This is a genomic window from Salinivibrio sp. PR919 (assembly GCF_001995355.1).
Taxonomy (GTDB): Bacteria; Pseudomonadota; Gammaproteobacteria; order Enterobacterales; family Vibrionaceae; genus Salinivibrio; species Salinivibrio proteolyticus.
Genome location: NZ_MUFL01000002.1, coordinates 1 through 22,002 on the forward strand (window position 1 = coordinate 1; position 22,002 = coordinate 22,002).

At 51.4% G+C, this 22,002-nt stretch carries 20 protein-coding genes; 11 read left to right on the plus strand and 9 right to left on the minus strand.

What is annotated here, in order from left to right:
• Positions 1-28 precede the first annotated feature (28 nt).
• From ftsW to lpxC, 7 genes are all read left to right on the plus strand, one after another.
• Positions 29-1,198, plus strand: coding sequence for a cell division protein FtsW (gene ftsW / locus BZG83_RS00425; RefSeq protein ID WP_077478994.1), 1,170 nt, complete (start codon positions 29-31; stop codon positions 1,196-1,198).
• Positions 1,188-2,246, plus strand: coding sequence for an undecaprenyldiphospho-muramoylpentapeptide beta-N-acetylglucosaminyltransferase (murG, locus tag BZG83_RS00430; RefSeq protein WP_077478942.1), 1,059 nt, complete (start codon positions 1,188-1,190; stop codon positions 2,244-2,246). The genes ftsW and murG overlap by 11 nt, the downstream gene beginning before the upstream one ends.
• Positions 2,247-2,260: 14 nt before the next feature.
• A complete protein-coding gene (gene murC / locus BZG83_RS00435; RefSeq protein ID WP_077478943.1) occupies positions 2,261-3,730 on the plus strand; it encodes a UDP-N-acetylmuramate--L-alanine ligase in 1,470 nt (489 codons plus the stop codon).
• A 212-nt stretch (positions 3,731-3,942) separates the two neighbouring features.
• Positions 3,943-4,713, plus strand: a complete 771-nt coding sequence (locus tag BZG83_RS00440) for a cell division protein FtsQ/DivIB (RefSeq protein WP_108743589.1) — start codon at positions 3,943-3,945, stop codon at positions 4,711-4,713.
• A 12-nt stretch (positions 4,714-4,725) separates the two neighbouring features.
• Positions 4,726-5,982, plus strand: coding sequence for a cell division protein FtsA (ftsA, locus tag BZG83_RS00445; protein ID WP_069586602.1), 1,257 nt, complete (start codon positions 4,726-4,728; stop codon positions 5,980-5,982).
• A gap of 33 nt (positions 5,983-6,015) precedes the next feature.
• Positions 6,016-7,185: a cell division protein FtsZ gene (gene ftsZ, locus BZG83_RS00450; RefSeq protein ID WP_077455359.1), complete on the plus strand. Its 1,170-nt coding sequence runs from the start codon at positions 6,016-6,018 to the stop codon at positions 7,183-7,185.
• A gap of 116 nt (positions 7,186-7,301) precedes the next feature.
• A complete protein-coding gene (gene lpxC, locus BZG83_RS00455) occupies positions 7,302-8,219 on the plus strand; it encodes a UDP-3-O-acyl-N-acetylglucosamine deacetylase (RefSeq protein ID WP_069586604.1) in 918 nt (305 codons plus the stop codon).
• A 73-nt stretch (positions 8,220-8,292) separates the two neighbouring features.
• On the opposite strand, the gene BZG83_RS00460 is transcribed toward lpxC, so the two are convergent.
• Positions 8,293-8,754 (minus strand): DUF721 domain-containing protein, encoded by a 462-nt coding sequence (locus BZG83_RS00460; protein WP_096630796.1) that lies wholly within the window; start codon positions 8,752-8,754, stop codon positions 8,293-8,295.
• A gap of 416 nt (positions 8,755-9,170) precedes the next feature.
• On the opposite strand from BZG83_RS00460, the gene secA reads away from it, so the two are divergent.
• Complete coding sequence (secA, locus tag BZG83_RS00465) at positions 9,171-11,891, plus strand: preprotein translocase subunit SecA (RefSeq protein ID WP_077478945.1); 2,721 nt, start codon at positions 9,171-9,173, stop codon at positions 11,889-11,891.
• Positions 11,892-12,026: 135 nt separating this feature from the next.
• The gene (gene mutT / locus BZG83_RS00470; protein ID WP_077478946.1) at positions 12,027-12,422 is read left to right on the plus strand and encodes an 8-oxo-dGTP diphosphatase MutT; all 396 of its coding nucleotides are present in this window, start codon (positions 12,027-12,029) and stop codon (positions 12,420-12,422) included.
• Between the two features lie 30 nt (positions 12,423-12,452).
• Here the strand turns inward: mutT and yacG are convergent, their stop codons facing one another.
• The 8 genes from yacG to nadC all read right to left on the minus strand — a co-directional run bounded on the left by yacG (position 12,453) and on the right by nadC (position 19,544).
• A complete protein-coding gene (gene yacG, locus BZG83_RS00475) occupies positions 12,453-12,659 on the minus strand; it encodes a DNA gyrase inhibitor YacG (protein ID WP_069586608.1) in 207 nt (68 codons plus the stop codon).
• Between the two features lie 4 nt (positions 12,660-12,663).
• Positions 12,664-13,404 carry a cell division protein ZapD gene (gene zapD / locus BZG83_RS00480; protein ID WP_077478947.1) on the minus strand — a complete coding sequence of 247 codons (741 nt, stop codon included), beginning with the start codon at positions 13,402-13,404 and terminating at the stop codon, positions 12,664-12,666.
• 23 nt (positions 13,405-13,427) lie between these two features.
• Positions 13,428-14,042, minus strand: coding sequence for a dephospho-CoA kinase (gene coaE, locus BZG83_RS00485; RefSeq protein ID WP_077478948.1), 615 nt, complete (start codon positions 14,040-14,042; stop codon positions 13,428-13,430).
• 4 nt (positions 14,043-14,046) lie between these two features.
• Positions 14,047-14,913, minus strand: coding sequence for a prepilin peptidase (locus tag BZG83_RS00490; RefSeq protein WP_077478949.1), 867 nt, complete (start codon positions 14,911-14,913; stop codon positions 14,047-14,049).
• A 64-nt stretch (positions 14,914-14,977) separates the two neighbouring features.
• Complete coding sequence (locus BZG83_RS00495; protein WP_077478950.1) at positions 14,978-16,192, minus strand: type II secretion system F family protein; 1,215 nt, start codon at positions 16,190-16,192, stop codon at positions 14,978-14,980.
• 9 nt (positions 16,193-16,201) lie between these two features.
• Entirely contained in the window at positions 16,202-17,884 is a 1,683-nt protein-coding gene (gene pilB, locus BZG83_RS00500) for a type IV-A pilus assembly ATPase PilB (protein WP_077478951.1), read from the minus strand.
• 70 nt (positions 17,885-17,954) lie between these two features.
• Entirely contained in the window at positions 17,955-18,386 is a 432-nt protein-coding gene (locus BZG83_RS00505; protein ID WP_077478952.1) for a pilin, read from the minus strand.
• Positions 18,387-18,635: 249 nt separating this feature from the next.
• Positions 18,636-19,544, minus strand: coding sequence for a carboxylating nicotinate-nucleotide diphosphorylase (gene nadC, locus BZG83_RS00510; RefSeq protein WP_077478953.1), 909 nt, complete (start codon positions 19,542-19,544; stop codon positions 18,636-18,638).
• Positions 19,545-19,706: 162 nt separating this feature from the next.
• On the opposite strand from nadC, the gene BZG83_RS00515 reads away from it, so the two are divergent.
• Both BZG83_RS00515 and BZG83_RS00520 read left to right on the plus strand, forming a co-directional pair.
• On the plus strand, positions 19,707-20,699 hold the full coding sequence (locus BZG83_RS00515) for an ABC transporter substrate-binding protein (RefSeq protein WP_077478954.1): 993 nt from the start codon (positions 19,707-19,709) through the stop codon (positions 20,697-20,699).
• Positions 20,696-22,000 carry a diguanylate cyclase domain-containing protein gene (locus BZG83_RS00520; protein ID WP_077478955.1) on the plus strand — a complete coding sequence of 435 codons (1,305 nt, stop codon included), beginning with the start codon at positions 20,696-20,698 and terminating at the stop codon, positions 21,998-22,000. Before BZG83_RS00515 ends, BZG83_RS00520 begins: the two co-directional genes overlap by 4 nt.
• Positions 22,001-22,002 lie beyond the last annotated feature (2 nt).

A 22,002-nucleotide genomic window follows, 5' to 3' on the forward strand; every position in this document is an offset into this window, starting at 1 on the left:
CACTTGGCCCAAACAGTGTTGGTCTTGGCTGCGCACCCCATCGCCGGGTGTGCTCTATGATCGTCAACTTGTTTGGGTATCACTGTTATTGATGGTGATTGGTCTGGTGATGGTGACGTCGGCGTCTATCCCGGTCGCCCTTCGCTTGGCCGATGCCCCATTTTTATTTGCGAAACGGCACGCGATTTATCTCACGGTAGCCGTGATAGCGGCTGTGGTGGTGATGTATATTCCCGTGCGGCTTTGGCAAAAATACAGTGGTTGGATGCTATTGCTGTCATCGGTGTTGCTGTTGGCCGTGTTAGCCATCGGGCGCTCGGTCAACGGCGCAGCGCGCTGGATCTCCATTGCTGGGATCAATGTTCAGCCTGCGGAGATTGCCAAGTTATCTCTATTCGTTTTTTTGGCAGGATACCTCGTCCGTCGTCATGGTGAGGTGCGCGAGCACTTTCGTGGCTTTGCGAAGCCGCTTGCGGTGCTGTTGTTATTTGCAAGCTTACYCCTTGCCCAGCCCGATTTAGGCTCAGTGGTGGTGATGTTTGTGACCACGGTGGGTATGTTGTTTATTGCTGGCGCCAAATTGTGGCAATTTATCGCGCTGCTGGTGGCAGGGCTTACGCTGGTGGGAGGCTTGATCATTGCAGAGCCTTATCGGGTGCGGCGTGTTACCGCTTTCCTTGACCCTTGGCAAGACCCGTTTGGCAGTGGCTATCAGCTCACCCAATCGTTAATGGCGTTTGGACGCGGTGATTGGTTTGGGCAAGGCTTGGGCAACTCGATTCAAAAATTGGAGTACTTGCCAGAAGCGCATACCGACTTTGTTTTCGCCGTGATTGCCGAAGAGCTAGGGCTGGTGGGCGTTAGTGTCATTTTGGTTTTAATTTTCTGCTTGGTCTTTAAAGCCTTATTTATTGGCAGACGTTGCCTTGAACAAGAACAATTGTTTGGTGGCTTTCTCGCCTTTGGTATCGGGATTTGGTTTGCGTTTCRAACCATGGTGAATGTGGGCGCTGCCGCGGGCATGCTACCGACCAAGGGGCTGACGCTGCCTCTGATCAGTTATGGCGGTTCCAGCCTTTTGATCATGGCAATGGCGGTCGCCCTGCTTTTACGCATCGACCATGAGTACCGTTTAGCCACGGCCCAAGCCCATCAAATCAAGCATTATCAGGATAAAATTCAACACGATGAGCAGTAAACGTTTATTGGTAATGGCGGGGGGAACCGGTGGACATGTGTTTCCCGGCCTCGCGGTCGCCAAATATTTAGAGCAACAAGGCTGGCAGATCCGTTGGTTGGGTACTGCGGATCGCATGGAAGCGGATCTGGTTCCCAAACACGGCATTGATATTGAGTTTATTCGTGTCAAAGGCTTGATCGGTTCGGGCCTGATCCGCAAGCTGCGTGCGCCGTGGATGATCCTCAGCGCCATTTGGCAAGCACGCCAAATCATTAAGCGCTACCAACCCGATGCGGTGTTGGGCATGGGCGGATATGTGAGTGGCCCCGGCGGCATCGCTGCTTGGCTCAGTGGTGTACCTGTGGTGCTTCATGAACAGAATGCGGTGGCTGGGTTAACCAACCAATGGTTGGCGAAAGTGGCTAAGCAAGTACTGCAAGCCTTTCCGGGAGCGTTTGAGGGTAAGCCTGTGGTCGGCAATCCGGTGCGCCGTGATGTGTGCACCTTGCCCTCACCGACAGCACGCTTTCGTGACCGCAACRGACCATTGCGTATTCTGGTGATGGGCGGCAGCCAAGGTGCGCGCATCTTAAACCAAACCGTGCCTGTTGCGGTGGCAAAAACGGCGCAGCCGGTCATGGTGCGACACCAAGCCGGGAAAGGAAACGCGCAAAGCACAGAAGCGGCGTATCACGCCGAGGGCGTTACCGATGCGACCGTGACCGAGTTTATTGATGATGTTGCTAGTGCTTATGCTTGGGCCGATGTGGTGATTTGTCGCAGTGGCGCTTTGACGGTCTCGGAACTCGCGGCAGCCGGTGTGGGGGCGATATTTGTGCCCTTTATGCATGCCGACCGTCAGCAAGCACTAAACGGTGATTACTTGGTTGAACGTGATGCGGCACTGATGATTGAACAGCCATCACTGACAGCCGCCACGCTGGCTGAGACAATTGACGGCTTAGACCGAGCGCGCCTCCTTACGATGGCGAACGCCGCGCGTGATGCCGCGATCATTGATGCGGATGCACGTGTGGCACAAGTGATTGCCGAACAAGCAAAATAATAGAGAAAAGATGAATGGGTAAATTGGATAATCAGCAGCTAGAAAAACTTCGCACCATGATCCCGGAAATGCGTCGGGTGAAACGGATCCACTTTGTGGGCATTGGCGGTGCGGGGATGTGTGGTATTGCTGAAGTGCTGATTAACGAAGGTTACCAAATAACCGGCTCGGATCTTGCACAAAATGTGGTCACCGAGCGTTTGGCGTCCATGGGGGCAGAGATCTTTATCGGTCATCAAGCCAGTCACATCGAGAAAGCAAGCGTGGTGGTGGTCTCTACCGCCATCAAGCCCGATAACCCGGAAGTGGTCGCGGCAAAATCTCTCCGCATTCCGGTGGTTCGTCGTGCCGAAATGTTGGCTGAATTGATGCGATATCGGCACGGTATTGCCGTTGCCGGCACCCATGGTAAAACCACGACCACCGCATTAGTGACCCAGATCTATTCGGAAGCCGGTTTAGATCCCACTTTTGTCAATGGTGGATTAGTCAAAAGTGCTGGCACCAACGCGCGTTTGGGGAGTAGCCGATATTTGATTGCGGAAGCGGACGAAAGCGATGCCTCTTTTTTGCATTTACAACCTATGGTCGCCATCGTCACCAATATTGAAGCCGACCATATGGATACCTACGGCGGTAACTTTGAAACGCTAAAGCAAACCTTTATTGATTTTCTTCACAATCTGCCGTTTTACGGGTTAGCGGTGGTGTGTATTGATGACCCTGTGGTGCGCGCCCTGATCCCATCGATTGGTCGTCAAGTGATCACCTATGGCTTTTCTGATGATGCCGATGTGCGTTTGCACGATTATCACCAAAAAGGTCAGCGCGGGATTTTTAAAGTCACCCGTCCGGGACGCGAGACCTTGACCATAGAGCTCAATATTCCGGGACAACACAACGCATTAAACGCCAGTGCCGCGATTGCTGTCGCGACCGAAGACGGTGTGGATGACGCTGCGATTGTGCGTGCGCTTGCCAGTTTTGAAGGAACAGGACGTCGTTTCGACCAACTGGGCGAATTCCCTGTCGAGCAAGGAACGGCGTTATTGATTGACGATTATGGTCACCACCCGAGTGAAGTGGATGTCACCATTAAAGCGGCACGCGCTGGCTGGCAAGATCACCGTTTGGTGATGATCTTTCAGCCGCACCGGTACAGCCGTACCCGCGATCTCTATGATGATTTTGCCAATGTGCTGGAAAACGTGGATGTGCTGTTGATGTTAGATGTCTATTCCGCGGGAGAAACACCGATTGCCGGGGCTGACGGTAGAAGTTTGTGTCGCAGCATTCGGGCGCGAGGCAAGCTCGATCCGATTTTTGTGCCAAATGCCGAGGCGTTACCGGCCGCACTGGCCAATGTGCTGCAAGCGAATGACTTAGTTTTAACACAAGGCGCGGGTGATATTGGTAAAGTAGCGCGAAATTTAGCGGCAATGGCGCTGGATAAAGCAAAAATGGCACAACAAAAAACAAACTGATGTGATAAAAAGCTGTGTCATAATCGGACGATCCGAATAAAAAGACGGCTTTTTTCGCATCACAGAGCAAAATTGCTCGGAACAGATCTCAGCTTATTGATACAAAGCGTCAATCAAGTTGGAGCACGAGGCGCGGGATCGCTATAATCAGTCGGTTTTTTCGCTGGACGTGTCAAGCTTGCTCGACACAAGGCGATAACAAAGGTATGAGCATGGTAAATGCGCTCACACGCATACAAGAAACAGTGAACCTTGAACGTCAGCAATGGGCGGGATTGGTGTTTCTTACCGCAGTCATTCTTTTGATGGTGACCGGCTTTGTGCGAGTGATCGATTGGATGAGCGACGAGCAGCAGCTGCCTTTGTCTCAGTTGGTCATCGAAGGCGATCGGACTCAGGTCAGTGATCAGCAAGTGCGCGATGCAGTGTTGTCGGTCGGCACCCTGAAAAGTTTTATGTTGCAAGATGTGAATAGCATCCAGGCAAATATCGAGGCGCTGCCTTGGGTTAAGCACGTGGCGGTTCGCAAACAGTGGCCGAACACCTTGAAAGTCCATATTACCGAGTACCAAGCGCGGGCTATCTGGAATGGACAGAAGCTGTTAACGCCTGAGGGTGAGATTTTTGATGGCACGCCGGCGGATGTCGCAGGACAGGATCTGGTGTCTTTGCATGGTATACCAGAGAGTGCAAAAGAGGTACTTGCCGCCAGTGAGACTTTGAATGCGCAGCTCAATCGCATTGGCTTGTCGATTCAAGCCTTATCACTGAACGAGCGACGCTCTTGGCGTATCGTGACACGTAGCGGTATACGGATTGAGTTGGGTCGAGAAGCACGCGAAGAGCGCTTAGCGCGGTTCGTGCACCTTTACCCTGAGATACAGCAACAACAAACACCGATCGCTTACGTGGACTTACGCTATGACACAGGTGCTGCCGTAGGTTGGAAAACTGAGACGGAAGAGACGACTAGCCAAGATTAAGAGATGGTGTGAATGAATAAAGCGACAGATAAATCACTGATTGTTGGACTGGATATCGGTACGTCCAAAGTGTCTGCGCTGGTCAGTGAAGTGCTGCCAGACGGCACCATCAACGTATTGGGCGTGGGGACCAGCCCGTCTCGTGGCATGGATAAAGGTGGCGTCAACGACCTAGAATCTGTGGTCAAATCCGTCCAGCGTGCGGTGAATGAAGCAGAAATGATGGCGGATTGCCAAATCAGTTCTGTATATCTTTCTTTGTCAGGAAAGCACATTCACTGCCAGACTGAAAGAGGGATGGGTACGATTTCCGATGAGGAAGTGACCCAAGATGACGTTGACAATGTGATCCACACTGCCAAGTCAGTGAAGATTAGTGATGAGCAACGCGTGCTCCATGTGATCCCACAAGAATATAAAATTGACTATCAAGAAGGGATCAAAAACCCAGTGGGGTTGTCAGGTGTGCGTATGGAAGCCAGTGTGCACCTCATCACATGTCACAATGACACGGCAAAAAATATTGAGAAAGCGGTTGAACGATGTGGTCTTAGAGTTGATCAACTGATTTTCTCCGGCTTGTCAGCAAGCCATGCGGTGATTACACCGGACGAACGTGAGCTGGGTGTCTGCGTTGTCGATATCGGCGGTGGTACCATGGATCTCGCAGTTTGGACGGGAGGCGCGCTGCGCCACGCAGAGGTTATCCCTTATGCGGGGAACGTGATTACCAGCGACATTGCTTACGCGTTCGGAACACCGCTTGCCGACGCAGAAGACATTAAAGTGAAGTACGGCTGCGCACTTAGCGAATTGGTCAGCAAGGATGCCAAAGTCAATGTGCCCAGTGTGGGCGGACGCCCATCACGGACATTGCAGCGCCAGACTCTGGCAGAAGTGATTGAGCCACGCTGCTCTGAGCTGTTGGGATTGGTCAATCAGAAACTGGTTGCCATTCAAGACAAGCTACGCAGCGAAGGCGTGAAGCACCAGTTAGCCGCAGGCATTGTACTGACTGGCGGTGCGGCACAGATGCACGGTTTGGTCGAATGTGCTGAGCGTGTATTTCAGAATCAAGTACGAGTTGGGCAGCCTGTGGGTGTCACCGGATTAACCGACTATGTACAAGCACCATGTTATGCAACAGCGGTTGGGCTTTTGCATTACGGCAAAGAAAACTTGCTGACAGAAACGAGTGAACCAGAGCAAAAGCGGGCTGTTGCCAGTTGGGTAAGCAAGCTGAGTAGCTGGTTTAAGAAAGAATTTTAACCCTGATGCGAACAGGAAGGACGGAGAGAACTCATGTTTGAACCGATGATGGAAATGTCTGACGATGCGGTAATTAAAGTCGTTGGCATTGGCGGTGGCGGCGGTAACGCTGTCGAGCATATGGTACGTGAGTCAATCGAAGGCGTTGACTTCATTAGTATTAACACTGACGCCCAAGCGTTGCGTAAAAGTAGCGTTGGCACCGTCATTCAAATTGGTGGTGACATCACCAAAGGCCTAGGCGCGGGCGCAAACCCTCAAGTAGGTCGAGATTCTGCCCTTGAAGATCGCGATGCGATTAAAGCTGAGCTCGAAGGTGCCGATATGGTATTTATCGCAGCAGGAATGGGCGGCGGTACTGGGACAGGTGCAGCACCTATCATCGCAGAAATTGCGAAAGAAATGGGTATCCTCACCGTTGCAGTGGTCACCAAACCATTTAGCTTCGAAGGTAAGAAGCGACTGGCCTTTGCTGAGCAAGGAATTGAAGAGCTGTCTAAAAATGTTGACTCGCTTATCACGATTCCTAACGAAAAACTGCTCAAAGTACTGGGTCGTGGCATAACCTTACTAGATGCGTTTGCGAAAGCGAATGATGTACTTCGTAACGCGGTGCAGGGTATTGCTGAGCTGATTACCCGTCCGGGCCACATCAACGTCGACTTTGCGGATGTCCGCACTGTGATGTCAGAGATGGGGCACGCCATGATGGGAAGCGGGGTTGCTACGGGAGAAGACCGAGCAGAAGAAGCGGCTGAAATGGCCATTTCTAGCCCGCTACTTGAGGACATCGACTTAGCAGGCGCACGCGGTGTGCTGGTGAACATTACCGCTGGTTTCGATATGCGTCTTGATGAATTCGAGACGGTTGGTAACACGGTTAAAGCGTTCGCCTCTGATAATGCGACTGTCGTGATTGGTACCTCGATGGATCCGGAAATGAGCGACGAGCTGCGAGTGACTGTGGTGGCAACGGGGATTGGCAACGAACGTAAGCCAGATATTACCTTGGTGACCAATGCACAGTCTGGGCAAGCACCGGCCGAGCCGAAAAAGGCACAGCCTTTGCAAGAAAAACCTCAGGCGGCAACGCCTGCGGCAAAAGAGCAGCCAGCTGCGTCGTCGTCAAACGCGGCGCCAAAATCGCAGACCGAGCATGATTATCTCGATATTCCTGCGTTTTTGCGTAAGCAAGCTGACTAGTGCCAGTGCTTGGTTTGTAGCCAGCGATGTGCTATCATCACGCTCCCCTTGTCTAAGGTGACAGGGTAATGAGTGACGCAGAGCACACTTTTTTGAGAAAAAGTTGAGATAAGCCGATGATAAGACAGCGAACATTAAAAAGTATTGTCGAAACGACCGGTGTGGGCCTCCACTCTGGGCGTAAGGTTACGCTTACTCTGCGTCCGGCTCCTGCGAACACCGGCGTGATTTATCGCCGTACCGATATGGAGCCGCCGGTTGACTTTCCGGCTGATCCAGCGGATGTACGCGACACCATGTTGTGTACCGCGCTCGTCAATGATGAAGGCGTGCGTATCTCGACTGTCGAGCACTTAAGTGCCGCGATTGCCGGTATGGGCATCGATAACATTATTATCGAGGTCAATGCGCCAGAAATTCCGATTATGGATGGTAGCTCAAGCCCATTCATCTTCTTGCTGCAATCTGCCGGCATTGAAGTACAAAACGCACCAAAACGATTCATTCGCATCAAAAAACCTGTTCGCATTGAAGACGGCGACAAATGGGCAGAGCTGGTGCCGTATAACGGTTTCCGCCTCGATTTTGCCATCGACTTCAACCATCCTGCGATTGAATCAGAGCAACAAAATTTGGTGATGGACTTCTCGACGCAGTCGTTTATCAAAGATATCAGTCGTGCGCGAACCTTTGGGTTTATGCGCGACATTGAGTACCTGCAATCACAGAACCTATGTTTGGGCGGCAGCTTTGACTGTGCCATTGTTCTGGATGACTACCGCATCTTGAACGAAGAAGGTCTGCGCTTTGATAACGAGCTCGTGAAGCACAAAGTGTTGGATGCAATTGGCGACCTATACATGTGTGGTCATAGCATCATCGGTGAAATGCGCGCCTATAAATCGGGCCATGCACTGAACAACCAGCTGCTGCGTGCGGTATTGGCGGATCAAGAAGCGTGGGAGTGGGTGACGTTTGAAGAAACGGAAAAATCACCGGTTGCGTTTGCTGACCCAGATATGGTGCTTGCATAAGACTTGCACCTAAATAGGGCAGAGTTGCCTCATTGTGGTAAGTTGCTCAGCACCCTGTTAAATAAAGCCAGAGTCACGACTCTGGCTTTTTTGTGTCTGTCGCTAGCTTGGCTAGAGCTTCTAAACGCGCTTTTAACTTCGGCGAGGCACTTTGCCCCAGCTCATGCAGTAACTCACCCGAGGCTTTGCTCAAATGGCGTGCGGGTGTGGTGGCATCTTCTTCTCTATCCACGGCGGCCAAGGCTGGATTAATTTTCACTTCAATGGTGGTGAGACTGGCGAGGCCTTTTTGCCGTAATACAGACAAAAGGTGTTGGCGCTCGTAATTGAGCCGCATAGCCCAAGCAGCGCTGCCAGCTTCAACCACAAGTACGCCCTCACGATAGTTGGCTACCCGGCATGCCTTGGAGGTTTCGCCTGGCAACAAGGCCAAGATCAGCTTATTCAACTTGGCGAGCTCAACTGCGCGTTGAGCGATATTGTTGTTGTCGCTCTCCAAGAGGTGCAACGTAGAGCGGGGTCGGTGATCTCGCATGGCTATTGTCTTTTTTATCGTCAATTCGGTGCGTGAACAGTCGCACAGCGTCTAATTTTTCCTAATTGATCCTATCTGTCCCTGATTATTCATAGGATGTCGGTCCAATTTCCCTTATTATAAGTGACCGAATCATTCACAGGTAAGTGTCGCATGGGTAGAGCGACAGGCATAGTGTTTTCAATGCAGCCTGTTAATTTCACAATCAGCTTCGCGGAAAATAAGTTGTTAAGCGGCACTGTCCGCCCTTGAATTCTTTCCGATTTGGCTCCACCTAATAAAGATGCGCGCATTGGCATCTTCTGTCGAATCGATGAACCATAGCCTATCCGCGTTGAACTGAATGCACACCAGCATCATTGCTGTGCAGCTGCCGCCCATGTGGGAAGACCATTAAAAAGAGTACCGGCAACGCCATGTTATCGAAAATCCTGACTAAAGTTATCGGAAGCCGTAATGACCGCACTTTGCGTCGGCTGCGAAAAGTCGTTGATGAAATCAACAAGCTAGAGCCCCAATTTGAATCCCTCAGTGATGATGCGCTAAAAGCGAAAACCGTCGAATTCCGTGAGCGTCTCGACCAAGGCGCGAGCTTGGACGATCTGCTTCCTGAAGCCTTTGCCACCGTCCGCGAAGCATCTAAGCGTGTGTTTGGTATGCGTCACTTCGATGTTCAGCTGATCGGGGGCATGGTACTGCACAGTGGCCAGATTGCAGAAATGCGCACCGGTGAAGGTAAAACCCTGACCGCGACCTTGCCGTCTTATTTGAATGCACTGACAGGCAAGTCCGTGCACATCGTTACCGTCAACGACTACTTGGCGCAACGTGACGCGGAAACAAACCGCCCGCTATTTGATTTTCTTGGTATGACGGTCGGCGTGAATGTGCCGAACATGCCACCGGAAGCGAAGAAAGCCGCTTACGCGTGTGACATTCTTTACGGTACCAATAACGAATTTGGTTTCGACTACCTGCGCGACAACATGGCGTTCCGTGCGGAAGATCGCGTGCAGCGCGATCGCTACTTCTCAATTGTCGATGAGGTGGACTCCATCTTGATTGATGAGGCGCGTACACCACTGATTATTTCAGGGCCTGCAGAAGATAGCTCAGAAATGTATCAGCGGATCAACGCCTTGATCCCTCAGCTCGAAAAGCAGGACGAAGAAGACTCAGAAGAATACCGTGGCGATGGTCACTACACCGTCGATGAGAAAGCCAAACAGGTCTACATGACCGAAAACGGCCAAGAATTTGTCGAAGAGCTGCTAAAGAAAAACGGCTTGATGGCAGAAGACGATACGCTGTATTCGCCCGCGAACATCAGCTTGTTGCACCATATTAACGCTGCACTCCGTGCCCATGTACTGTTTGAGCGCGACGTCGATTACATTGTTAAAGAAGACGAAGTGATCATCGTTGATGAGCACACCGGCCGCACCATGCCGGGACGTCGTTGGTCTGAAGGATTACACCAAGCGGTGGAAGCCAAAGAAGGGGTGAAAATCCAAAACGAGAACCAGACGCTGGCCTCGATCACCTTCCAGAACTTCTTCCGACTCTATGAAAAGCTGTCAGGGATGACAGGGACCGCGGACACCGAAGCGTTTGAGTTCCAGTCGATTTATGGATTGGATACCGTGGTTATTCCGACCAACCGCCCGATGGTGCGTAAAGATCATGCTGATCAGGTTTATATGACCGAGCGTGAGAAATTCGCCGCGATTATTGAAGACATTAAAACGCGAGCGAAAGCTGGCCAGCCGGTACTTGTCGGAACCGTCTCGATTGAAAAATCAGAGCTTCTTTCTAATGCGCTGAAAAAAGATGGTATCAAGCACCAAGTCCTCAACGCGAAATTCCACGCCCATGAAGCCGAAATCGTCGAACAAGCCGGTTATCCGGGCACCGTGACGATTGCAACCAACATGGCCGGTCGTGGTACGGATATTGTTCTAGGCGGTAGCTGGAAGCAGGTACTGGGTGATATTGACGAGCCAACAGACGCACAAGTCGAAGCGGCGAAAGAGAAATGGCAGCAGCTCCACGACCAAGTGGTTGAGGCGGGTGGCCTGCACATTATTGGTACGGAGCGTCACGAGTCACGCCGTATTGATAACCAGCTTCGTGGCCGTGCCGGTCGTCAAGGTGACCCAGGTTCGACGCGTTTTTATCTGTCGATGGAAGACTCACTGATGCGCATTTTTGCCTCAGAAAAAGTCTCTAACATGATGAAACGCCTCGGGATGGGTGAAGGTGAAGCGATTGAACACCCTTGGGTGAACAAGGCAATTGAAAACGCGCAACGTAAAGTAGAGGGGCGTAACTTCGACATTCGTAAGCAGCTGCTGGAATTCGATGATGTGGCCAACGATCAGCGTAAAGTGGTCTACGAATTGCGCGACGCACTACTGGTTTCTAGCGATATCAGTGAAATGATTGAGCATAACCGTGAAGTGGTGAATGCGCTGGTTAGCCAATATATTCCGCCGCAATCGTTGGAAGAAATGTGGGATATCGCCGGCCTAGAGCAGCGCTTAAAAGCAGACTTTGATATCGAATTGCCTATCCAACAATGGTTGGATGAAGACGACAAGCTGTATGAAGAGTTACTGCGCGAGCGAATTCTGTCATCGCTGATTGATGTCTATAAGAGCAAAGAAGCGGCGGTGGGTGCTGAGACACTGCGCAACTTCGAAAAAGCGGTCATGCTGCAAACGTTGGATACGCTGTGGAAAGAGCATTTGGCGGCGATGGATCACCTGCGCCAAGGCATCCACCTGCGCGGCTATGCGCAAAAGAATCCGAAGCAGGAGTACAAGCGTGAATCGTTCGAGCTGTTTGAAGACATGCTAGAAGCGCTAAAAACCGACGTGATCACCACACTCAGCCGCGTTCGTGTGCAACAGCCTGATGACGTTGAGCGTATGGAAGCGGAGCGTCAAGCACGTGCCGAGCAAGCGGCTCGCCAACAGCAAGTAAACCACGCCAAAGCCGATAATCCACTCAGTGACGGCGAGGCGAATGCTTCAGGCAACGAAACTGTGGTGCGCGATGGCCGAAAAGTTGGCCGTAATGAGCCGTGTCCATGCGGATCAGGGAAGAAATTTAAACAATGTCACGGTAAAATCTAACCCTGACTATGTATGACTAAAAAGGCCGTTTTAGCGGCCTTTTTTTATACCCCAAGACGCGCGTTCGCCGACGTGTTTGTCATCGATATTGACAGACAGTGGATAGCGCGTAGGCGGTAGTAAGTAGGAGTATTCATGAAACGGGTTAATATTGCCGCTGGTGTGATTGTTAATGCCGCGCAAGATAAGATATTTATTACACGTCGCCATGCGGATGTGCACCAAGGCGGAATGTGGGAATTCCCCGGCGGAAAAATTGAAGCCAACGAAACCCCGCGCCAAGCCGTGGTGCGCGAGTTGCGTGAAGAAGTGGGGATTGATGCCACCGACGTCAGCCCCTTTATTTCGCTAGACTTTGATTTTCCAGACAAAGCGTTAAGCTTTGATTTTTTCTTAGTCAGTCGCTTTGAAGGGGAGCCGCAAGGGCAGGAAGGTCAGCATGGTGAGTGGGCACCGATTGCGCGTTTATCCGAGTACACTTTCCCTGAAGCGAATGACGCGGTGCTTGAGAAAATCCGTGCTCGATTTTAAGCACGGATCGTTCGTCTTGGCAGGTGGAGATTACTCCGCCTGTCCTTCTGACCATAGGTCGTCATCAGAGCTGTCTGGTGCGCCGGGAATCGCCTTTTCTTCATTGGCCCATTCCCCTAAATCAATCAACTGACAACGTTTGCTGCAAAACGGGCGATGCGGGCTGATTTCGCCCCAAACAACAGGTTGTTGGCAGGTTGGACATTTCACCACCGCGGGGGTATCACTCACGCTCATCTCCTTAACAGACACTGATAAATACCGGCATATTGTCGGCGACCTCGCGATCATCGTCAAATGGCATAAAACGGATCGCAAAACGGTTTTTGTGTCCTGAAACCAACGGATAAACGCCCAGATCGGGGTTGACCTGAATCCGGATCAGGCACGCGCCATCAGTGTCTTGTTGATAGAAGCCTTGTTTAACCTCGACATGCCCACCTTGTGCGCTTTCTCGGGTCAGTTGCAACCAAAATGCTAAGGCATGACGCAGCGGTGATAGCGTGGCGAGCCAGCCATTAATCGCGTTTTGGCGGGCGGCCAAAGGCTGATGTAACCAATGGTGGAAAATGGGCAAATCAAAACTACAGCTGCCACCGGGAATGGAGAATCGCTGTTTGATGCTGGTCAAGAAGCGATCTTCGCGTAGTGCTTGGCCAAAACGCTTGGCTTGTAAGACCGCACGTTGGTGCTCGGCCAATTGCTCAAGCAGTTGTTGCAGCTGCTGTTGGTCGACTTGGGGCACATTGGCCCATGCGTTGAGCTTTTTCTTGAGCTTATCCAAATCCTTGGCAAGATCCGCTTTTACTTGCACTTGTTCTAATATTTCCAGCAAATCAAACAGACTGCGGAAAAATTGAATATGGTGGCAAGGGGCCGATAATCCGCTCACTTCGTCCAATTGATCGAGCAGGTACTCTAGGCGCAAATAAATTCGCACCTGTTCATTGAGTGGGTGTTCATACAAAGTGAGGCTGGTCATAAATGTTTTGCGATCCTATCCGGTTACTCCCCGGTGTGATGTTGGGCGGCCAAGGTTAAATACGTCTGGTGTAAGGCATCAATCTGGTGTTGGAGTTCCGTCTCTGGTTGATCATTGTTGATGATGTCGTCGGCGACCGCAAGTCGCTGTGCACGGGTTGCTTGGGCTGCCAGAATGGCATCGACTTGCTGGCGGCTCACGCCGTCTCGCTTTAATGTCCGTGCAATTTGGGTTTGCTCATCAACATCGACCACCAAAATACGGTCTGCTAATGCCATGAGGTTATTTTCCACCAATAACGGCACCACAAGCAAACAGTAGGAAGAGCGTGCTTGCGCGCAAGCGCTGATCATCCGGGTGCGGATCATTGGGTGCAGTAAGTCATCTAACCAACGTTTGTCGTCAGGGTGAGAAAAGACCCGCTCTCTGAGCCAAGCGCGATTCAATTGCCCATCGGACTGCAAGGCTGATTCACCAAAGCGCGCGGCGATTGCCGCCAGCCCTTCACTGCCAACCGCCACCACATCGCGTGCAATCACATCAGCATCAATCACCTCAATGCCTTTGGCAGCAAACTGGTTGGCAACCGTGGTTTTGCCGCTACCGATACCGCCAGTCAGCCCGATCACTAATCCCATTAACCTATACTCCCAATACTTGTGAAAGATACCAGTGTAACAGGCCATCACCCCACAGGAGGCAGACCCAGCCGGCGATCGCAATAAAAGGACCAAAGGCAAACGGCTGTTGCAGTCCTTGCTGCTGTCGGCGGAGTACGATCGTGCCAATCACGGCGCCACTCAATGAGGCCAGCAGGATCAATAGCGGCAGTACTTGCCATCCCAGCCAAGCCCCCAAGGCGGCAAAAAGCTTAAAGTCGCCATAGCCCATGCCTTCTTTGCCGGTGATGAGCTTAAAAGCCCAAAAGAGGCTCCAAAGGCTGACATAACCGACCATGGCGCCAATCACACTTTCACTGAGGGTGACTGGGCTGATGCCGATTAGCGCAAGGCCGATGCCGGCCCACATCAAAGGTAAGGTGAGTTGATCGGGCAGCAACAGGGTTTCCCAATCAATCAAGGTTAGGGCTAGCAAGACTAAACTGGCCGCCATCACGGCGATGGCCCATGTCGGGGAGGCGAGAAGCCAAGCGGGGAGCATGCAAAGTATTGCGCTGGTCATCTCCACCAACGGATAGCGTTTACTGATGGGGAGCTGACAATGGCGGCAGCGGCCTTTTAAAGCCAGCCAACTGAGCAGCGGAATATTGTCATACCAGCGAATGGTTTGCTCACAGGCCGGACAGTGAGACGCGGGGAGACACAAATCAAAACGCTGCCCGTCAGGGGCGTCAATATTAGCATCGGGAAACGTGGCCAAGCATTCTTGGCGCCAACGACGCGCCATCATGATTGGCAAACGTGCGATAACCACATTTAAAAAGCTACCGATAATCAGGCCGAATAGGCCGGCAAGAACGATGAATAACGGCGATGAGAATATCAACATGGGACCTTCTGGGTATAAACCTTGTGCGCATCATAGCGCCTTGTGGCGAGAGACTCTATCTTGGCTAGCCAAGAACGGACATCAGATTGAAAATCGGTAAATACATGGCCACCACCAAGCCGCCAATCAATAGTCCCAGCACTAAAATTAACAGGGGCTCGATGATTTTACCGAGGTTGTCCACGGTGTTATCGACTTCGGCTTCATAGATTTGCGCGATGCGGTTGAGCATATTATCGAGTGATCCCGACTCCTCGCCAATCATCACCATTTGCGTCACCATTACAGGGAAGCTGTCGCTGTCACGCAATGCTTGGTGGAGTGGAATACCGGTCGCGGTGTGCTGGTAAACTGCGTTGAGCGCGTGAACATAATAGGCGTTGGTCATGGATTTCGTGGCCGCTTGTAAGCCAGAAAGTAACGGAATGCCGGCACTAAAGGTGGTGGCGAGGGTACGAGAAAACTTGGCAATGCAGGCTTTACTCACCACTTCACCGATGACGGGCAGTCGCAGTAGCCAGCGGTCATAGTAATATTGGTAGGTCGCGTTTTTACGCTGCAGTAGTTGGTGGGCAGCGGCAAGGCCCGCCATTATCAATGTGATGGTCAATGCGTGCTGGCTCACGATGTCGGATAAGGCGAGGACTTGTTGGGTCAGCCAAGGTAGCTCGGCGCCGAAGGAGTCAAAAATATGTTTAAATTTCGGGATCACGAATACCAGCAGATAGGCACTCACTCCCAAGGCCACGCTGATCACGATGGTGGGATAGATCATGGCTTTAATCACTTTACTACGAAGCTGCGCCTGCTTTTCACGATACAAGGTTAACCGGGCAAAGACCTGCGGCAATTGCCCGGTTTGCTCACCTGTTGCGACCAGATCGCAGTAGAAGCGATCAAACAAGGGAGTCGCTTGCGCCAACGCATCACTCAAACTGGTACCGGCTTCGAGTTGCTGGCGAATATGACGCACCAGCAAGCGCATCTCGGCTTTGACCTGATTGAGCGCGATGAGGTTGAGGGCTTGTACAATGGGGATCCCAGACTCAAGCAGGGTGGTGAGATCGCGGGAAAACTGAGTGATATCCGCCGCGTTGGCTTTGTGACGGCGCTGCTGAAAGCTCGATAGCCGACGGCGAATGATGCGTGTGGGCAAGATCGATTGGCTCGCCAACTGTTGGCGAGCATCCTGCTCGGTATAGGCGAACACCTGACCTTTTTTGTCGCCGCCTGCAGCGGCTTGGCGCCAATGAAAGAGAAACAGCGTGGGTTTGGCCATGAAGACTCCTTAGGCAAGCTGAATAACGCGAGTAAGCTCTTGAATGCTGGTGATCCCTTGGTTGAGTTTGGCAATCCCGGATTCGGCTAATCGCCACATCCCTTCCTCCGTCGCCAGTTGGGTCAGTTCGATGGCACTGGCATTGCGGTAAATAGCGCTGGCAATGGTCTCGGTCACAGGAAGCACCTCATACACACCTGTGCGACCTTGATAGCCTTGATAACACTGATAGCAGCCGTGAGGATGGGCTTGGTACAAGGTGTTTGGGGTTAAAGTCGGGTAGAGGTTGGCTAAGTGCTGAAGGTGCGGGTCATCAGCTGGATGCGGCTGTTTACACATCGGACATAAACGGCGGACCAAACGTTGGGCCACCACCAAGGTTAGAGAACTAGCAAGGTTGTAGGGCGCAATGCCCATATGAGATAAACGGGTGATGCTCTCGGCGGCGGAATTGGTATGCAGGGTTGATAACACCAGATGAYCGGTTTGCGCGGCCTTGATCCCGATTTCAGCGGTGTCGAGATCGCGAATTTCCCCCACCATGACCACATCGGGATCTTGACGCAAAAACGCACGGAGTGCGGTGGCAAAATCTAAACCAATGGCCGTATTAACGTTGACTTGGTTGACGCCCTCTAGCTGGATCTCAACCGGATCTTCGACGGTGGCTATATTGCGCTCGGGCTGATTGAGATATTTTAACCCACTGTATAAAGAGACGGTTTTGCCGCTTCCGGTTGGGCCGGTAAACAAAATCATGCCTTGCGGTCTATCCAATGCGTCTTGATAGTGCTGGCGTTGCCACTCGGTTAAGCCTAAATCATGCAAGGTTAATTGCTGTTGGCCATTATCTAGCAGACGAACCACCACTTTCTCACCCCAAATGGTTGGCAAGGTAGAGACGCGCATATCGACGGTGTGATCGGCGGTGAGGGTCAGCTTGATGCGCCCGTCCTGTGGCAAACGTCGTTCAGCAATATTGAGTTGAGCTAAGATTTTGAGCCGGGTCGATAGCCGCCGCGAGACCCCAGCCGGAGGATGGGCATAGGTTTGCAATAAACCGTCTTGGCGAAAGCGAATCTGGTAGTGATGCTCAAAGGGCTCGAAGTGTACGTCGGAGGCTTTTTTGCGCACCGCATCCACCAAGATCTGCTGAATGTAGCGACTGATGGGCGCCTGATCGCTTTGTAGCTCGGCACTGTCCTCTTGTGGGCTATCGGTGACGGTCAGAGCCGCTAAGTCCTGATCACTGATGGTGATGCCATCGCCAGTGCCATCGATATCTGCCCCGTATAAGTGGCGCAACGCAGCATCCAAATCTGGCTGACTGAGCACCACCAACCGGACATTGAGCCCAGTAGAAAAGCGAAAGTCAGCGACAGCTTCTGCGTTATCTGGGTCACTGACCCCCAGTAATAGCTCTTGGCCTTGCTGAGCAAGCGGTAGCACTTGGTGACGCTGAATTAAATCACGCCGGTCGAGGGCATAGCAGGTGTCTTTAAACGGATACTGATGGCTTTCTGCAAATGGAAGATGATGCAGGTTAGCGAGGGTATGGGCGAGCGCGGTGGGGTCAACCCCAGCATCGAGTAAATGCGCAAGACTGAGCGAGGTATGTTCGCCAATGCCCAGCATATCGCGCTGGGCATCAGTCAATAAACCGGCTTGATACAACTGAGCGGTCGGGATCATAAATAACGCTTTTCAATGCTGATAAAACCTAGCACAAGCCTGTGCTAGGTTGCGGATTGATTAGTTAGACTTAGCCTTTGCTTGGATCACCGCCTGTACTACCGTCGTCACTCGGACAGCCATTAACTTCTATGGTTTTCGATGGTTGCGTGCATGTCCACTTGCCTTTCTCGCTCCGTGCGAGTATGACATTATTACCCTCCGGCATCCCCTGCACGGCTATTTTCATGTTTCCTTTAACGCCACTAATCTCAGTGAACTCTACATCACCAGGAATACCAAGATTTTCTTTGGTTTTTTGGTCGTTGTTTGGGAACGCGCCCGTTTCCATTATCTGCGCTTCTACCACGGAGCGCATATTGGTTAATGTGGCAATCGCGGCAGTGACTTTGGCTTTGTCTTGATACTTTTGGTATTGCGGAACGGCGATGGCAGTCAGGGCGCCAATAATGCCTAATACCACCAGTAACTCAATCAAGCTAAACCCTTGTTGCTTTTTCATCCTATTTCTCTCCTCGTAATCATGAGTTGCCGCAAAGTGAGTGGGCAACAATCAGTGCCAGCACTTTACGCTCGTGCGTGTGGCGCAAAAAAGAGGGGGAACATAAGTTTGAGAGTCAAGGATAAAACCTTGATGTAACAGCGGGTTTTTTCTGTTGCAGTGTTCGACAGACTACAAATTTTTTGTCACGAAATTGTTATAAAAAGGCCGCTTGTAAGAAGCGGCCTCATCATCTTGCCAACAGAAGGGTTATTGGAAGCGCATGGATAAGTCGAGCGCAGTAACATGCTTGGTCAGCGCGCCTACGGAAATATAATCCACGCCTGTGGCAGCATAGTCGGCGAGGGTGTCCAAGGTGACGTTTCCAGACACTTCGAGGGCGACACGGCCTTGGTTGAGCGCTACCGCTTCACGCATCATGGGAATGGTGAAGTTATCCAGCATCACCACATCGGCCCCCGCATCAATGGCTTGTTGCAGTTCGGCCAAGGTTTCTGTTTCTACTTCCACTGGCTTATCGGGGTTAAGGCGACGGGCTTCTTGCACGGCATTAGCAATGCCCCCACAGGCAAGAATATGATTTTCTTTAATCAAATATGCATCGAACACCCCAATCCGATGATTATGGCCGCCACCACACGCGACCGCGTACTTCAACGCACTGCGCAGCCCTGGAATGGTTTTGCGGGTGTCGAGTAATTGGGTGTGCGTGCCATTAAGCGCCGCCACATAGGTCGCAACCTTACTGGCGCAGCCTGACAAGGTTTGAATGAAATTCATCGCATTACGCTCGCCGGTCAAAATAATCCGCGAGGGGCCGTGCAGGGTACACAGGGTTTGGTTTGGCGTCACTTTGTCGCCATCTTTGACATGCCAAGTGAGTGACACGGTACCGCCGAGTTGACGAAACACCTCATCGGCAAACGCCTGACCACAAAATACCCCAGCTTCTCGGGTGATCAAAGTAGCGGTGGAGACCGAGTCGGCAGAGATTAAGCTTGCGGTAATGTCCTGACTGGGATCAATCTCTCCTCCCAAGTCTTCTCGAAGTGTCTCAGAAACTAGACGTTTTACGTCCGCATCAAGGTGCGAGGTGAGATAAGCAAAGCGGCTATCGCTATCGTGTACCGCGCGAAATGGAGAAGTTGTCGACGTCATCTTGGCTCACTGGTGCAGTCAAAAGTTGCCGAAATGATAACCTCACTGGTGATGAAATGCAGCTACTGCCGCGGTAAACTTTTTTGTCGTCTTGTTTTTTGTACATAGCCTGTCTAAACCTTGACTATACTTGGTGTCAGCACACACTTATGAGGCGCAACAATGAAACGACTATTGGCATTATGTGCCATGTTAGCCATCGCAATACTGGGATATTGGGTATGGCAAGGGGTGCGTGCGCCAGTTACCAACAGTGGGCCGACTATGACGATCGCGGTATCGCTCACCCCGCTTGCCGCTCCAATCATTATTGCGAAGAAAAAAGGCTTTTTTGAACAACAAGGTATAGGGGTTACGTTAAGGCCTGTCCATGGTGGAGTAAAAAGCTTCAATTCGCTAATGGCGGGGGAGGCCGATCTCGCGACGGTCTCCGAAACAGTGGCGATGTTTAATAGTTTTCAACGCGATGACTTTAATATCCTCGCCAGCTTTGTAGAGTCCAATAACGACGTTAAGCTCTGGTCATTGACGTTGCCGATTCACCAATCTTTAGATGTGCTGGCGAATGCGCGTGTTGGCGTGGTGCAATCGAGTGCCAGCGAGTTCTTCTTAGACTTAATGCTGAATTTGAATGGTCTATCTGAGTTACCGATACGAAAGGCCTACTACTCTCCAGACCAACTTCCCGGCGCATTATTACGTGGGGAGGTGGATGCGATTTCTATTTGGGAGCCTTACGGCTATCACATCATGCAAGAGGCGCAGCAGCGTGTATCGCAATTTAACAGTAAAGGGCTGCACAACCTCTCTTTTTTATTGGCGAGCCGAAGCCCATTAAACATTCATCAACACCAGCATATGCGCCAAGTGATTGCAGGGCTCGATGACGCGATTGATTATATTCATCTTTATCCTAATGAATCAAAAGCAGTCGTGGCCGACTACTTATCGATTCCCGACAACCAGCTGGCATGGCTGTGGCAAGATTATCTTTTTCGGCTATCCCTGAGCGACGCTTTACTCCTTAGCTTGAAAAATCAAGCTATGTGGGCGCGAGAAGCTGGACTAGTGGCAGGGACGGAACCGAGCTTTCGTCGTTTGCTAAATCCTGGCCCTTTAACGGAGGCGACGCATAAGGCGAGCTTATTAAAATGAAGATAGGACAACAGTTAAGTGTCGTGGTGTATGCTTGTGCTGCGCTCACCATGATCACCTTACTTATCACCGTCGAGTTATTTTATAAACAAACTCAGGTCCAACATCGTCTCGATGCCATCGTCTCTTTACATTCACAAATTGATGCGGTGCGGGGAAGGCTTTGGTTATATCAGCAGTACCATAGCGCGGAAACACGCCAAGATGCGTATCATGCCAACCAAACCTTACTGCAACGCCTTCGTGAAAAAAACAGTGAATTGCCGTTACAGTCTATCCAAGTGATTCGCCAAGCGGCACAGAGTATCGATACTTTACTTGTCTTATCAGCGCGACGTCATAGCGAGATCAATACTACGGATACCTCGCGATTGATGGTGTTTTCTCGCTATAACATGCTATTGCAAACCATGAGTGAGGCGGCCTTCTCCATGCGTCAAGAAGCGATGCACTCAGCTGGGCAGCAACAAAAAGCCTTGCTTCTCCTCCATGGCGGTGTGCTGATCTTACTGGCGCTGTTAGTGACCGCGTTAGCCACTAACACACGGCGACGTTTCTTCCAGCGGTTAGAAGAACTGCATGACGATGTGGCGAAAATAAAGCAAGGGGATTTAACCACTCAGCTTTCACTCGAAACCTCTGACGAGATGTCTGATCTTGCCGCCCACGTTAACGAGATGAAACGTACCTTGAAAAATACTATGGTGCGCAAAGAGCAGCTTGCCGAAGAGATTGCCCAACAAACTCAGCAACTGCGAGAGCAACAGCAACAGCTAATGTATTTAGCCGAGCATGATGAACTCACGCGATTGTTTAATCGCCGCGCGTTTGAGTCACATGTGGAGGTGGCCTTGATGCGTGCTTCACGCGCGCAAACTAAAGCCGCGTTGCTGTTTATCGATGTAAACCGATTTAAAGAAGTGAATGATACCTATGGTCACGGGGTGGGGGATGAATTGCTAAAAGTCGTTAGCCAGCGGTTAAAGCTTGCGGTGCGACGCTCTGATTTAGTCGGGCGTTTAGGCGGCGATGAGTTTATTGTTTGGCTCGATTTATTGGCGGATAAACAGGCACTGCACGAGGTGATTGAGCGCATTATGCAAGAAATGCGCGCGCCCATGGTGACCAATGGTGCAGAGCTAGAGCTTTCTCTGAGTATCGGGGTGAGCTGTTTCCCCACCGATGGGCTGGAATTGCAACAATTGATGAATCAAGCTGATGCGGCCATGTATCACGCCAAAGCGAATCCAAGCGCGGGTTGCTGCTTCTATTCCAATCTGAACACCCGCGAGATAGAGTAATC

What these genes read in the sequence shown, in the direction of transcription:
- nadC (WP_077478953.1), bottom strand. Translation starts at nt 19,544, where the DNA reads ATGACGTCGACAACTTCTCCATTTCGCGCGGTACACGATAGCGATAGC.
- BZG83_RS00495 (WP_077478950.1), bottom strand. Translation starts at nt 16,192, where the DNA reads ATGGCCAAACCCACGCTGTTTCTCTTTCATTGGCGCCAAGCCGCTGCA.
- zapD (WP_077478947.1), bottom strand. Translation starts at nt 13,404, where the DNA reads ATGACCAGCCTCACTTTGTATGAACACCCACTCAATGAACAGGTGCGA.
- murC (WP_077478943.1), top strand. Translation starts at nt 2,261, where the DNA reads ATGGGTAAATTGGATAATCAGCAGCTAGAAAAACTTCGCACCATGATC.
- ftsZ (WP_077455359.1), top strand. Translation starts at nt 6,016, where the DNA reads ATGTTTGAACCGATGATGGAAATGTCTGACGATGCGGTAATTAAAGTC.
- BZG83_RS00460 (WP_096630796.1), bottom strand. Translation starts at nt 8,754, where the DNA reads ATGCGAGATCACCGACCCCGCTCTACGTTGCACCTCTTGGAGAGCGAC.
- BZG83_RS00490 (WP_077478949.1), bottom strand. Translation starts at nt 14,913, where the DNA reads ATGTTGATATTCTCATCGCCGTTATTCATCGTTCTTGCCGGCCTATTC.
- BZG83_RS00440 (WP_108743589.1), top strand. Translation starts at nt 3,943, where the DNA reads ATGGTAAATGCGCTCACACGCATACAAGAAACAGTGAACCTTGAACGT.
- lpxC (WP_069586604.1), top strand. Translation starts at nt 7,302, where the DNA reads ATGATAAGACAGCGAACATTAAAAAGTATTGTCGAAACGACCGGTGTG.
- ftsA (WP_069586602.1), top strand. Translation starts at nt 4,726, where the DNA reads ATGAATAAAGCGACAGATAAATCACTGATTGTTGGACTGGATATCGGT.
- BZG83_RS00515 (WP_077478954.1), top strand. Translation starts at nt 19,707, where the DNA reads ATGAAACGACTATTGGCATTATGTGCCATGTTAGCCATCGCAATACTG.
- mutT (WP_077478946.1), top strand. Translation starts at nt 12,027, where the DNA reads ATGAAACGGGTTAATATTGCCGCTGGTGTGATTGTTAATGCCGCGCAA.
- BZG83_RS00505 (WP_077478952.1), bottom strand. Translation starts at nt 18,386, where the DNA reads ATGAAAAAGCAACAAGGGTTTAGCTTGATTGAGTTACTGGTGGTATTA.
- secA (WP_077478945.1), top strand. Translation starts at nt 9,171, where the DNA reads ATGTTATCGAAAATCCTGACTAAAGTTATCGGAAGCCGTAATGACCGC.
- yacG (WP_069586608.1), bottom strand. Translation starts at nt 12,659, where the DNA reads ATGAGCGTGAGTGATACCCCCGCGGTGGTGAAATGTCCAACCTGCCAA.
- coaE (WP_077478948.1), bottom strand. Translation starts at nt 14,042, where the DNA reads ATGGGATTAGTGATCGGGCTGACTGGCGGTATCGGTAGCGGCAAAACC.
- BZG83_RS00520 (WP_077478955.1), top strand. Translation starts at nt 20,696, where the DNA reads ATGAAGATAGGACAACAGTTAAGTGTCGTGGTGTATGCTTGTGCTGCG.